The following is a 13,606-nucleotide window of genomic DNA, read 5'->3' on the forward strand; positions in this document are numbered from 1 at the left end:
GCAGGGGAGGTAGGGGGAGCAGAGGAGAATAATTAATAACCAATGCCCAATGCCCAATGCTTCACGACAAATGACAAATGAGTAATGACTAATTTTTTATGAATAAAATCGCTTATCTTCAATGTCCGACAGGAATTTCTGGTGATATGTGCTTAGGTGCTTTGGTAAGTTTGGGTGTTTCTGTGGAGTATTTAATTGAAAAACTTAATAGGTTGGGTATTGAACAGGAATATCAGTTAAAAGCAGAACTTGTTCAACGGAATGGTCAGCAGGCGACTAAAATCCATGTAAATTTAGTACACGACGATCGCCATCACCATCATCACCACGAGCGCGAACACAGTCACCATCACACACGCCACTTGCCAGAAATAGAGCAGATGATTTTCAAAGCGGGGTTGCCATCACGGGCAGAAGCTTGGAGTTTAGCGGTATTCCGACAGCTAGCGGTAGCAGAAGGGGCGGTGCATGGCATTTCACCTGAAAAAGTTCATTTTCATGAGGTGGGTGCTATAGATGCGATCGTAGATATTGTGGGTACTTGCCTGGGGTTGGATTGGTTGGGGATTGAAAGCAATAACGAAGGATTACCCCTACTTTACTGCTCGGCGTTCCCGACTGGTGGCGGCACTGTTCGGGCTGCACATGGTCAGATGGCAGTACCAGTACCAGCAGTATTAAAGCTGTGGGAAATGCGGGGTTGTCCAGTTTATAGTAATGGGATTGACAGAGAATTAGTAACACCAACAGGAGCCGCGATCGCCACTACTTTGGCAAGAGATTTTGGTTCGCCACCTGCGATCGCTATTAAGCAGATAGGACTGGGAGCAGGAACCATAAATTTACCCATTGCAAATATTTTACGCCTCTGGTTGGGTGAAAGCGCAAGTTTACAAGCAAATTTCAGTGATTCTGAAGCTACTAGCTCAAACTTGGAAACCATCTCGGTATTAGAAACCCAAATTGATGATTTAAGTCCACAAGCGATTGGCTATGTGTTTGAGGCGTTGTTTGCGGCTGGGGCGCTGGATGTTTTTACCCAAGCGATCGGTATGAAAAAGTCCCGTCCGGGAATTTTGCTAACTGTGATTTCTCATCCAGAAAACTTACTCAGTTGTGAAGCCGTTATCTTCCGCGAAACTACAACTTTAGGCATTCGCCGAACAACTCAGCAACGTGCCATTTTACAACGGGAAATTCAACAAGTGGAAACGGAATATGGCAAAGTGCGTGTCAAGATAGCATGGAAGAGACAATCACCAGAAAAAGTTATTGCAAATGTGCAGCCAGAATATGAAGATTGTGCAGACTTAGCCCGAAAACATAATATTCCCTGGCGCGAAATTCAACGGTTGGCGCTACAGCGTTGGTATTTAGTCAATGGCTGATAGTTTGCGATCGCAACCCCATATAGTCTTATATTTTGATGTGCTGCATCAATTAAACCTTGCAAATCTTTTCTTTTACCAAATCGTTCATCTACACCAAAATAGCCAATTGGTAAAAAGCCTCAATCTACCGTTAAGGCTATACTCATCAAAGGTTGATTAAAGATTTATGCAAGTTTAAATAAAATTTTAGATCCCCGATTTCTTCAAGAAGTCGGGGTTCTATATTACCACGCTATTTGCGATCGCTCTTGTACAACTTGCTGATACACTTCCTCTGTTTGCTTGGCTAATTTCGGCCAGCTAAAGCGTCGCTCTAAATCCTCATAAGCGTTATCTATCAGCCATTGGCGATAACCTGGATTTTTCAACACTTCTAAAATTCCCCAAGCTAAAGAATCGGGATTGTTCGCCCAAGTAACAATGCCTGTTTTGGTATGTTGCACTACTTCAGGAAAACCACCAGTATCAGAAACTACTACAGGTACACGCGAGGCAAAGCTTTCTAAAGCTACAATTCCAAAGGGTTCGTAAAGACTCGGAAAAACTGCGCAGTCTGCGACAGTTTGAAATTTATCTAAGTATTCATCGGAGAGAAAACCGGTAAAATAGCAATGATGCCAAATTCCCAAGTCCCAAGCTTGGCGCTTGAGATGGTCAGTATTACCACCACCAACAATTACAAATTTCACGTTCCCTCCCATTTGGGAAAGGATTTTGGGTGCAGCATTGAGCAATATAGGTACACCTTTTTCGTAGGTCATACGACCGAGGTAATAAACTATTTTTTCATCGTCTGTGGCAAATTGGCGGCGAAAATCCAGAGCGTGAAAATCTATGTGATGCTGTTTCTTTTCGGCTCGGATACCGTTATAAATGACATCGATTTTGTCCCAAGGACTGTAGAGCGCTCGTTCTACTTCTTGGCGCATATAGTCGCTACAAACAATAATTCGCCAAGCATTGTAAGCTAGCAAGATTTCTTTGCCATTTATATAACCTTGGATATCTGTGTGAATACCGTTATAGCGTCCGTATTCTGTAGCGTGAATTGTAGCAATTAGTGGTATTTTAAAATTATGCTTGAGAGCGATCGCAGCATCTCCGACTAACCAATCATGGGCATGAATTAAATCAAAGGGCCCTTCTTCTAAAATCAACTTACCACCGTGATCTCCCATACTCAGGTTGAGATTGACTACCCAGTGGAAAAAGTCATTACTATATGCCACTGGCACTCGATGTATCTTTACTCCTTCAACTACCTCATACATCGACGCGTGACCAAACTCCGCTGTAATCAGGTGAATTTCATGTCCTAGCTTTACCAGTTCCGGGTACAACTCCGCCACGTGTCGCGCAATTCCCCCAATAATCCTTGGTGGAAACTCCCAACTCAGTACCAGTATCTTCATTTACTAGCCTCCCCAACACTTTATAAATATCTAACAAACTACATTTACCTAAAAATACAAGTCTGGCTAATGCAGTGAGTATTTTTACTAAAATTTTTAGATTTTTTAACAGTGATTTTGTTAAAGCTTATCAACAGGGGGCAGGAGGCAGGGGGCAGGAGGAACCTACCCTACGCGCCAATACGTGATTTAGCTGAATTCTGAATTCTGATTTTTGACTCCTGAATTCTATTAGCTTTGATCCAAGCGCAGTACTGCCATAAAGGCTTCCTGGGGTACATCTACAGTACCTACAGATTTCATCCGCTTTTTACCTTTTGCTTGCTTCTGCAAAAGTTTTTTCTTCCGACTGATGTCACCACCGTAGCATTTGGCTAACACATCTTTCCGCAGAGCGGGGATATGTTCGCTGGCAATAACTTTACTGCCAATAGATGCCTGAATTGGCACTTTGAATTGATGACGGGGAATTAATTCCTTGAGTTTTTCTGCCATTGCCCGCCCAACGTTGTAAGCTTTATCTCGATGCACAATCATTGCCAAGGAATCCACAGGATCGCCGTTAATCATGATATCCAGCTTCACCAAAGGATTTTCACGGTAGCCAATGATGTGATATTCCATGCTGGCATAACCGCGCGATCGCGATTTCATCTGATCGAAAAAGTCTGTTACAACTTCCGCCAAAGGTAGTTCATAAGTAAGTGTGGTTCGTCCTTGGGCGAGATATTTCATATCTTTGAAGATGCCACGGCGATTTTGTGACAACTCCATCAAGCTGCCGACATAAGTTTCCGGCGTAATCATCTCTACTTGGACGTAGGGTTCTTCAATTTTTTCGCGATCGTTGGGAGAAGGTAAACGGCTAGGATTATCGATGTACAGTTCCTCACCTTTCAGGGTAATCACCTTATAAACCACCGAGGGGGCTGTAATGATTAAATCTAGATTATACTCTCGCTCTAGACGTTCTTGGACAATTTCCATGTGCAGCAAACCCAAGAACCCGCAACGGAAGCCAAACCCCATTGCACTGGAAGTTTCTGGTTCGTAGTGCAGTGCTGCGTCGTTGAGTTCCAGCTTTTCCAGGGCTTCGCGCAAATCTTCAAATTGATCGGCATCAATGGGGAACATCCCGCAAAAAACCATTGGGTTCGCTTCTGCGTAACCTGGTAAGGGTGCATCTGCTTTTGCTTTACTAAGGGTAATTGTGTCTCCTACTCGTGCATCAGCGACAGCTTTAATTGCCGCTCCCAAATAGCCTACTTCCCCAGCGTGTAGTTCTTCAACTTGCTTTTGAGTCGGAGAAAGGACACCTAACTCATCAATTTCAAATTCTTTACCCGATGCCATTAAATGGATGCGATCGCCTTTTTTCACGGTGCCATCCATCACCCGGAAATACACAATTACTCCCCGGTAGCTGTCGTAATAGCTATCAAATATTAACGCTCGTAGGCGTTCATTTATCGTATTGGGTGGTGGCGGTATCCGCTCGACAACTGCTTCTAAAATCTCATCAATACCAATTCCTTCTTTAGCAGAAGCCTGAATCGCCCCGCTGCAATCTAGACCGATAATTTCTTCAATTTCGCCAATTACCCGTTCTGGTTCAGCCCCCGGCAAATCAATTTTATTCAAAACCGGGATAATTTCCAGGTTATTCTCTAACGCTAAATATACATTAGCCAAAGTTTGCGCCTCCACACCTTGGGACGCATCTACTACCAATAGCGCTCCTTCGCAAGCAACAAGAGAGCGGGAGACTTCATAAGAGAAATCCACGTGTCCCGGAGTATCAATTAGGTTCAGCACATACTGCTGACCATCCTTAGCTGTGTAGTTCATCCGGGCAGCTTGCAGCTTAATTGTAATGCCGCGCTCTCGTTCGAGATCCATGTTGTCGAGAAACTGTTCCTTCATCTGTCGGTCTTCAACAGTGCCAGTAGCTTGTAGCAAGCGATCGGCGAGGGTTGATTTCCCGTGGTCGATGTGAGCAATAATACAAAAATTGCGAATGCGAACTGCGGGAACGTCAGTCATATACTATCTTTGCCTTAGCAGCAACCAAAGTTAAAAGGGCAATTTACTTAATGTATTTTAATGCTTTCTTAGCCAAGACGCTCCTGGCTTTTAGTGCTGAGTTTCGAGTTCTGAGTGCTGAGTTAGGAGTTAGGAATTATTATTTACCAATGCCAATGCCCGATGCCCCATGCCCCTCTTCACCCCATCTTTAACTTTCGATCTAAATAGGTGGACTTTTAAGAATATTATGAAAGTCTATTTGTCGCTGCTAGTATTCAACAGCTAGGAGCGTACAATAAATGTAAATAAGTACATGTAGGGATCGTGGGCAATTGCGACCGGGAATTGCCCACAATCGCTGATCTATCGGCAAAATTTCTAGAGCCATTGTCTAGTCAGTTATATGAAAAATGCGATTTAAAACTTAAAGCTGTTACTTTGGTGCTATTTCAGGGAACTATTTAACTGTGCCCTTGAAAATTTTTCAGCGAATTAGCCCAAATAATGAATATAACTACTTTACAAAGCTTTAGACAAAACCAATTCAAAGAATTCAGAGTATATAAACCTATGAATATGAGAGAGAAAACTACCGAAGCGGAAAATACACAAGCCGATAAGGTAGAAATTGCTGTCCGCTTAGACTCCGAGTTACTAAAGCAAATTCAGCATCTCACCAATGACCCAAGCAAAGTAATTGAGGTAGCGATTCGCCAGTGGTTACGGGGTGAAATTCTTAGAGATGATGAACTAACGCGCACACCTGTGCGTACTGCTGTTCCTCCTCGCGGTGAATGGAACGATTGACGCCATTATTAGTTCACATGTCAATGCAAGTTAAAAAAAGTAAAGTTTGCCAATCTGGTTTCCAAAACACCAAAAAATACCCAATAAAACACAAAAAAGCTGTAAAAATTTATGTATAAATTTCAGCGGCTTTAGTAAAATTACGGTCGGATACCCTTTGTCTATCCAACTCAATTAATGACTATTACTGCCAATTCCCAATTGTCGAATGTATTTTCCCAAAATCTGGAATCTGTTACCAGTAAGACTGATGGCTCATTACCAACTCTAGGAGCCGAGTTGGTTTATACCCAAGATGGGGCTGGGCGCTATCTGACCTTTTGTTGGCAGTACAGCGAACTCCTGGGATTAAATTTTGAAAAAATAGTTGACGAACTGAACCAGACCCAAACCTTTGCCCCGGTAGATAAGGTTACTTATTTGGAACGATTGCACCGAATTTTGACAAGTTTGGTGCCAGAAAGATTTCAATGTTGGTTTAGCTATCACAAGGAATTATTTGAGTTGGACTTAGTGATTAGTCCGATTATGCCGAGTTTGGGAACAACTGCCACTACAGTTTTAGTGATGGGACGGTTAGTGCAAGCGACACTAAACAAAAAACAAGCGCGTGCGGCATCAAAAACGCCCACACAAATAGAGTTGGCTTTACGATCGCAGCAACACCAAAAACTCGTAAATCGCATTACCAGAAATATTCGCCGGACATTGGATTTAGATATTATTTGGCAGCAAACAGTTGACAGTTTGGGGAAAGCACTGCGACTAGAACGCTGCATTATTTGTCCTTATCAGCCCTCAAGCTCCAAAGTGCAGGTAAAGGCTGAGTATCGCCAGCAAGAACTCAAATCAATGCTTGGCTTAGACATAGATATAGCTTCTGAGCCTGCCTTTGCTCAAGCCTTGGCAACCCTAGAACCAGTTATGATGGAAGTACCTGGATACAAAGAGTCTGGGCGGCAGAAAACTTTGGTAGTTGCGACTTGTTATCAAGATCAAGCCAATGGATTGGTTGCCTTGAATTGGCAAGATGAATGCTACACATTAACAGAATCGGAATTAGAACTGGCAAAAGAAGCAGCAGATCAATTGGGAACTGCGATCGCTCATGCTACTTTATATGAAGAATTAGAAATAGCGCGTCAAAAAGCCGAAGAAGCTTCCCGCCTCAAAAGCGAGTTTCTAGCTAATGTATCCCATGAAATTCGTACCCCCCTCAACGGTATGATTGGCTTTTTGAAGTTGATTTTGGAAGGGATGGCAGATGATCCAGAAGAACAAAATCAGTTTTTGGCAGAAGCTCACCACTTATCGATACATCTGCTGAACATCATCAATGATATTTTGGACATTGCCAAAATCGAAGCTGGGAAAATGGAGCTAGCTTACGCTCCAGTCAAGCTAGATGAGCTATTCAGTCATGTAGAAGGTTTCATGCGTCCCCAAGCAGAAATGAGAAACCTCAGTTTTCTGATGCAAATGCCTGCTACCTCCGATGAAATTATTGTCCAAAGCAACTACCAACGGTTGCTACAAGTGATGCTCAATTTGGTAGGTAATGCGATCAAATTTACTCATGAGGGTGGCGTCACTGTCAGCGCCGATTTAGTACTCAAAAAGGCAAACTTTCAAGATCAGCAATTTCCTGGGATGGTGAGAGTACGTGTAGCAGACACTGGTATTGGTGTTTCCTTGGATAAACAAGATAAACTGTTTCAATTATTCTCTCAGGTGGATGGTTCTCGCACTCGCCAGTACGGCGGCACAGGTTTGGGACTGGCAATATCCCAAAAGCTCGTGGAGGCAATGGGCGGCGAGGTACATTTTTATAGTTTGGGCGAAGGACTTGGCTCAACAGTCACATTCACCGTGCCACTATATCAACAACCAGTCATGGTTTCGTCTAATGATAGCGACTCAACAAGTAGTGCTGAGTGTTGATTTAGTTATTGGTCATTGGTCATTTGGAACATTACCAATACTGGGTTTTGAGATTTTAAATTTACAGCGATTTGAGCAATTATTATTTAATAACTAAATTTGAAATTGGCAAGAGTTCTGTCCCTAGCCATTAGAGTTATATAATTATAGATTGGGTTGAAGAACGAATGGCACTAAGAAAAGCCCAAAGACTTATTGTCGGCTCTTAACCAGTTGGGGCAAAGGCTGTATCTTAACTTAATGCCATTCGGTTGAAGAACAAAATACCACAAACGCCTAAATATTGGCTTTTGCTCGGCTTTACTCCACCTACGAAAAATAGATTTTTGATTCCTTTTTTATAGTGAGTGTACTGAGGAGCATAAAATCCTGTCTTCCGTTGGACTGCAAAACAGAACCTAAAGGCTAGAGTAAAGTAGGAGGCTCAAAGGAAAACAATGTTTCAGCTAATCTAATCTCAAGTTGCTAAAACCAGCAGTGGTTTAGTCAAAAGTCATTAAAAACTGACACCTGACAATCTAGCGGCAACTAGATTTAGGATCGATTTAACAAAGCTGAAAAATAAAACTTTGGATAATGGTTAATGAGTAAGGGTGCATTGGTGACAGGGATCGTTATTATTCAATGCCTCATGCCCCATTTTCCATTCCCCATACCCATCCTTAACTTAGCAGGTCTAAACTATGGAACTCACAATTGACAACGTTGAAACAGTCTTGGATGAAATGCGCCCTTATCTCATGTCTGATGGCGGTAACGTGGAACTCGTAGAACTCGATGGGCCCGTTGTCAAACTGCGGCTGCAAGGTGCTTGTGGTTCTTGTCCCAGTTCTGCAATGACCCTGAGAATGGGTATTGAGCGCCGCCTGAAGGAAATGATTCCCGAAATTGCAGAAATTGAGCAAGTGGTGTAAAAGTTAGGAGTTAGGAGTTAGGAGTTATGAGTTTTGAATCAACTCCTAACTCCTCATTCTTAACTCCTAACCATTCTTATGTCCCATCCTCTCTACATTGCTTTTATCTGGCATCAACATCAGCCGCTGTACAAATCTCCTGGCAGCGGCGTTTCGCTATCTCCAAGTCAGCAGTACCGCCTACCTTGGGTACGTTTGCATGGAACTAAAGATTATCTGGATTTAGTATTACTCTTAGAGCGATATCCTAAGTTACACCAAACGGTGAATTTAGTTCCATCACTGATATTGCAACTTGAAGATTATATTGCTGGCACTGCTTTTGACCCTTATCTCACAGCCAGTTTAACGCCGGATGAACAACTCACCTACCAACAGCGCGAATTTATTATCCAACACTTTTTTGATGCCAATCACCATACCCTGATCGATCCTCATCCCCGCTATGCCCAGTTGTACCAACAAAGGCAGGAAAAAGGGCAAGCTTGGTGTTTAGCAAATTGGGAGTTGTCAGATTATGGTGATTTGCTAGCTTGGCACAATTTGGCTTGGATCGATCCGCTATTTTGGGATGACCCACAAATTGCTGCTTGGTTAAAACAGGGTCGGAATTTTACTTTAAGCGATCGCCAGCGCATTTATTCCAAACAGCGAGAAATCCTCAGCCGAATTATTCCCCAACATCGGAAAATGCAGGAGGCGGGGCAGCTAGAAGTTACCACCACGCCTTACACCCACCCGATTTTGCCGTTGCTAGCTGATACTAACTCCGGTCGGGTAGCTGTGCCCAAAATGACACTACCTAAGCAACGCTTTCAGTGGGCAGAAGATATTCCCCGCCACTTGCGGAAAGCTTGGAACTTTTATAAAGACCGCTTTGGACAGATACCTCGTGGTTTGTGGCCTTCGGAACAATCAGTAAGTCCACAGATACTTCCAGACATTATTAACCAAGGATTTAAGTGGATATGCTCGGATGAAGCCGTCTTAGGATGGACGCTGAAACACTTTTTCCATCGGGATGGGGCAGGGAATGTGCAGCAACCAGAACTGCTGTACCAACCGTATCGCCTGCAAACCGCAGAGGGTGACTTGTCAATAGTGTTTCGTGACCATAGATTATCAGATTTGATTGGCTTTACCTACAGCGCTATGCCAGCAAAACAGGCAGCAGCAGATTTAGTGGGACATTTGCAAGCGATCGCTAAAATGCAAAGAGACAGCCAAAGCGAACAACCTTGGCTAGTTACCATCGCTTTAGATGGCGAGAATTGCTGGGAATTTTATCCCCAAGATGGCAAACCCTTTCTAGAAGCTTTATATCAAAGTCTGAGCGATGAACCTCGCCTCAAACTCGTCACCGTCTCTGAATTTCTCGAAGAATTTCCAGCCACAGCCACCATTCCCGGAGGAGAACTACATAGTGGTTCTTGGGTGGATGGCAGTTTCACGACTTGGATCGGCGATCCCGCCAAAAATCGTGCTTGGGATTATTTGACAGAAGCCAGGAAAATGCTCGCAAGTCATCCCGAAGCGACAGAAGAAAACAATCCAGAAGCATGGGAAGCATTGTATGCAGCAGAGGGTTCCGACTGGTTCTGGTGGTTTGGTGCGGGACACTCCTCAAATCAGGATGCCATCTTTGATCGCTTGTTTCGAGAACATCTGTTTGGCATTTACAAGGCATTAAATGAACCTGTACCGCCTTATCTCAAGCAACCAGTGGAAAACCACCAAGCACAGGGAAACCATACCCCACAAGGGTTTATTCATCCCGTGATTGATGGTAGAGGTGACGAACAAGACTGGGACAAAGCTGGACGCATAGAAATCGGCGGGGCGCGGGGAACGATGCACAATAGCAGCATCATCCAGCGACTTTGGTATGGGGTGGATCACCTGAATTTCTATTTACGGCTGGACTTTAAAAGTGGCGCTGCACCAGGGCAGGATTTGCCAACAGAGTTGAATTTGCTGTGGTTCTATCCAGAAAAAACAATGGTCAATAGTCCAGTACCTTTGGCAGATGTACCAGATGCAGCCCCACTTAATTACCTTTTCCACCATCTTCTGGAAGTTAACTTGCTGACGCAATCGATTCAGTTTCGGGAAGCTGGAGACAATTCTCAATGGCATCCCCGTTTCAGTCGCGCTCAAGTAGCTTTAAATAGTTGTTTAGAGTTAGCAGTGCCGTGGGCAGACTTGCAAGTTCCGCCAGATTATCCTCTACGCCTGATTTTGGTGCTTGCAGATGAAGGGCGTTTTTCCAACTATTTGCCAGAAAATGCTTTGATTCCCATTGAGGTGCCTTAGAACTCAATACATTTGGTTTTACAAAATACCAATTAGGGGCGTACATATGTACGCCCCTAATTGCGTAAGTCCTATATTCTTAATCGAGCAGTATTAAGATGCGATCGCCTGCGTTGGGGTATAACGCTATTCTCAGTGGAAGATAAGCAATAATCGAATAACATCGAGATTTAGGAGTTGGTGCATGACCCATAACGCAGACGACACAGCCAACGGATACTTTAGTTCAAGTGTTAACAAACCCAAGGAGAAAGCTTCTCGAAATCAAGTGATCACGGCTCCATTACCAGACCCGATTGCAAAAAATATTGAAGCGATTATTTCACTTCATACTCAGGAAGTTCGAGATATTCCCGTCCACCAACGGATACTAGAAGCGATCGCTACATTCTTTGGGCGATCGATATTTCTGTATAGTTTGCTAGTCATACTGGCTATCTGGATTTTTAGTAGTTTTTTTGATCGCTTTTTGCCATTCAATCTGCCCCCGTTTAGCTGGTCAGGTCAAGGCTTAGACGCAGCTGCATTGGTGATCTCAACCGGAGTACTGGTACGACAAACTCGCCAAGAAAACTTTGCCGAACAACGGGCGCAATTGATGCTACAACTTAACCTGCTCTCCGAGCAAAAAATTGCCAAGATTATTGCTCTATTAGAAGAACTCCGTACCGATTTGCCTAATGTGATCGATCGGCATGATTCTGAAGCTGAATTGATGCAGGAACCGACTGACCCGCTCGCAGTATTGTCAGCACTCCAGAAAAACCTAGCTGAAGAGCTGTCATCCACGGAAGAAAACAATATGAGTTGATCCCAGTTTCTAGTAGACTTTTGTTTTTATTGAAAGACAAAAAATAAAACTTAATGTATAGTCTTTGTGTTGGAAATCACAATTTATCGGAAATTTTACTAGAGGGATACACATGGCTCAACTGAATGGTGTAATGATGCAGTACTTCCATTGGTATATCCCTCCCGATGGAAATCTTTGGAATGAGTTTAAAGAGAAAGTCAAAGACTTAGCTGATGCAGGTGTTACATCTGTTTGGCTACCCCCAGCTTATAAAGGAACAACAGGTGGCTTCGATGTCGGCTACAGTGTCTATGATATCTACGATTTAGGCGAGTTTGACCAGAAAGGCTCGGTTCGGACCAAGTACGGCACAAAAGAAGAGTATATCGCTGCTGTCAAGGCGGCAAAAGCTGCTGGTATTCGAGTGTATGCTGATGTTGTCCTTAACCACAAGTTAGGTGCAGACAAAGAAGAAGAGGTGGAAGCAACGCCTTATAATCCAGACGATCGCAACCAGCCCATCGGTGAGATGCAGACGATTAAAGTGTGGACTCACTTTACCTTTCCAGGTCGTCAAGGCAAATACTCTGATATGGAATGGCACTGGTGGCACTTCGACGCAGTTGATTACAATATTTACAACGAAGGTGAGAACGCAGTTTATCTGTTCAAAGATAAACACTTTGACGACAACGTTGACCTAGAAAAGGGCGCTTTCGACTATCTCATGGGATGCGATCTGGATATGGAGAGTCCAGAAGTGCGCGAGGCGTTGAATGACTGGGGTGAGTGGTTTGTAGAAACCACTGATATAGATGGCTTTCGTTTTGATGCAGTTAAACACGTTAGAGCTGGCTTTTTCCCAGAATGGCTGGTTCACTGTCGCCAAAAGGCAGGTCGCGATCTGTTTGCCGTTGGTGAATATTGGTCTTATGAAGTTGAAGCGCTCCACCATTTCCTTAACATCACTGGTGGCGATGTAATGTTGTTTGATGCGCCATTGCACTATAACTTTAGCGCTGCCAGTACACAAGGCAATGACTACGATATGCGGCAGATATTTGATAACACCTTGGTGCAACAGCAACCTACTTTAGCCGTCACCTTAGTAGACAATCATGATTCTCAACCCTTGCAGTCGTTGGAGTCTGTAGTAGAAAGCTGGTTTAAACCGTTGGCTTATGCGTTGATCCTACTGCGAAGTGAGGGTTATCCCTGTATCTTCTATGCCGATTACTATGGTGCTAATTACAAGGATAAGGGCCCAGATGGCAATGAGTACGAGATTTGGCTCGATAGTCATCAATGGATAATTGATAAATTTTTGCACGCTCGTCAAACCTATGCCTATGGAGACCAATACGATTATTTCGACCACCCTAATACAATCGGCTGGACACGCTTAGGAGATGAAGAACATCCTGGCGGTATGGCAGTTGTTCTGAGTAATGGGGGAGAGGGAACCAAGTGGATGGAAGTTGGGCAACCCAACACTACTTACATTGACATCACTGAACATATCAGCGAACCTGTCACAACCAATGATGAGGGCTGGGCTGATTTTCGCTGCAATGCTGGTTCTGTTTCTGTGTGGGTTCCACAGTCGTAGTCGGAGTTTTAGTAGCATTCATGCAGAAAGATTACTAACAAAGGCAGAGGGTAGGAGGCACAAGGATACACTCTGCCCTCTGTCCACGACTGAAAGGAGTAAGGGTATAAAGCCCTCATTGAACGACAGTTGAGTGGCTTCAAGTCAGAAGGGGTCTGAATCCCCTTCATTAAACCTTGTCAGCGATTCTGCTAACTGCTGAAAATGGGTATTGTATACGAACCAGCCTCTGCGGTGATCGCCTTTTTGATATGTGCATGGGGCATAAAAATGACCATTCGATGTCCAAACTGTGCGCCAGGAAAGTGACTATAGAAATAGTAATTGGTTGCGTTGACTTTGGTATCCCTCTTCTGTCACTTTCCGGGTATTCTGAATAAAAGGATTCAAAGAAAAAACTC

The 13,606-nt window shown here is 43.7% G+C and carries 9 protein-coding genes; 7 read left to right on the forward strand and 2 right to left on the reverse strand.

Annotation, left to right across the window (positions count from 1 at the left end):
- Nucleotides 1–98 precede the first annotated feature (98 nt).
- Nucleotides 99–1,388 carry a nickel pincer cofactor biosynthesis protein LarC gene (larC, locus tag ACFE93_RS31270; RefSeq protein ID WP_375479485.1) on the forward strand — a complete coding sequence of 430 codons (1,290 nt, stop codon included), beginning with the start codon at nt 99–101 and terminating at the stop codon, nt 1,386–1,388.
- Between the two features lie 227 nt (nt 1,389–1,615).
- On the opposite strand, the gene ACFE93_RS31275 is transcribed toward larC, so the two are convergent.
- Both ACFE93_RS31275 and lepA read right to left on the reverse strand, forming a co-directional pair.
- Nucleotides 1,616–2,803: a glycosyltransferase family 4 protein gene (locus ACFE93_RS31275; RefSeq protein ID WP_375479487.1), complete on the reverse strand. Its 1,188-nt coding sequence runs from the start codon at nt 2,801–2,803 to the stop codon at nt 1,616–1,618.
- Nucleotides 2,804–3,034: 231 nt separating this feature from the next.
- On the reverse strand, nt 3,035–4,846 hold the full coding sequence (gene lepA / locus ACFE93_RS31280) for a translation elongation factor 4 (protein ID WP_375479489.1): 1,812 nt from the start codon (nt 4,844–4,846) through the stop codon (nt 3,035–3,037).
- Between the two features lie 552 nt (nt 4,847–5,398).
- On the opposite strand from lepA, the gene ACFE93_RS31285 reads away from it, so the two are divergent.
- The 6 genes from ACFE93_RS31285 to ACFE93_RS31310 all read left to right on the forward strand — a co-directional run bounded on the left by ACFE93_RS31285 (nt 5,399) and on the right by ACFE93_RS31310 (nt 13,205).
- The gene (locus tag ACFE93_RS31285) at nt 5,399–5,635 is read left to right on the forward strand and encodes a hypothetical protein (protein ID WP_375479491.1); all 237 of its coding nucleotides are present in this window, start codon (nt 5,399–5,401) and stop codon (nt 5,633–5,635) included.
- Nucleotides 5,636–5,812: 177 nt separating this feature from the next.
- Entirely contained in the window at nt 5,813–7,576 is a 1,764-nt protein-coding gene (locus ACFE93_RS31290) for a sensor histidine kinase (RefSeq protein ID WP_375479493.1), read from the forward strand.
- A 683-nt stretch (nt 7,577–8,259) separates the two neighbouring features.
- Nucleotides 8,260–8,490, forward strand: coding sequence for a NifU family protein (locus ACFE93_RS31295; RefSeq protein ID WP_012408256.1), 231 nt, complete (start codon nt 8,260–8,262; stop codon nt 8,488–8,490).
- A 78-nt stretch (nt 8,491–8,568) separates the two neighbouring features.
- On the forward strand, nt 8,569–10,803 hold the full coding sequence (locus ACFE93_RS31300; RefSeq protein WP_375479495.1) for a glycoside hydrolase: 2,235 nt from the start codon (nt 8,569–8,571) through the stop codon (nt 10,801–10,803).
- A 184-nt stretch (nt 10,804–10,987) separates the two neighbouring features.
- Nucleotides 10,988–11,614 (forward strand): DUF1003 domain-containing protein, encoded by a 627-nt coding sequence (locus tag ACFE93_RS31305; RefSeq protein WP_375479497.1) that lies wholly within the window; start codon nt 10,988–10,990, stop codon nt 11,612–11,614.
- Nucleotides 11,615–11,726: 112 nt separating this feature from the next.
- A complete protein-coding gene (locus ACFE93_RS31310; RefSeq protein WP_375479499.1) occupies nt 11,727–13,205 on the forward strand; it encodes an alpha-amylase in 1,479 nt (492 codons plus the stop codon).
- Nucleotides 13,206–13,606 lie beyond the last annotated feature (401 nt).

The organism is uncultured Nostoc sp. (assembly GCF_964247315.1).
GTDB lineage: Bacteria > Cyanobacteriota > Cyanobacteriia > Cyanobacteriales > Nostocaceae > Nostoc.

Coding starts and splice junctions, on each gene's coding strand:
- ACFE93_RS31300 (WP_375479495.1), top strand. CDS start 8,569: ATGTCCCATCCTCTCTACATTGCTTTTATCTGGCATCAACATCAGCCG.
- ACFE93_RS31310 (WP_375479499.1), top strand. CDS start 11,727: ATGGCTCAACTGAATGGTGTAATGATGCAGTACTTCCATTGGTATATC.
- lepA (WP_375479489.1), bottom strand. CDS start 4,846: ATGACTGACGTTCCCGCAGTTCGCATTCGCAATTTTTGTATTATTGCT.
- ACFE93_RS31285 (WP_375479491.1), top strand. CDS start 5,399: ATGAATATGAGAGAGAAAACTACCGAAGCGGAAAATACACAAGCCGAT.
- ACFE93_RS31295 (WP_012408256.1), top strand. CDS start 8,260: ATGGAACTCACAATTGACAACGTTGAAACAGTCTTGGATGAAATGCGC.
- ACFE93_RS31290 (WP_375479493.1), top strand. CDS start 5,813: ATGACTATTACTGCCAATTCCCAATTGTCGAATGTATTTTCCCAAAAT.
- ACFE93_RS31305 (WP_375479497.1), top strand. CDS start 10,988: ATGACCCATAACGCAGACGACACAGCCAACGGATACTTTAGTTCAAGT.
- ACFE93_RS31275 (WP_375479487.1), bottom strand. CDS start 2,803: ATGAAGATACTGGTACTGAGTTGGGAGTTTCCACCAAGGATTATTGGG.
- larC (WP_375479485.1), top strand. CDS start 99: ATGAATAAAATCGCTTATCTTCAATGTCCGACAGGAATTTCTGGTGAT.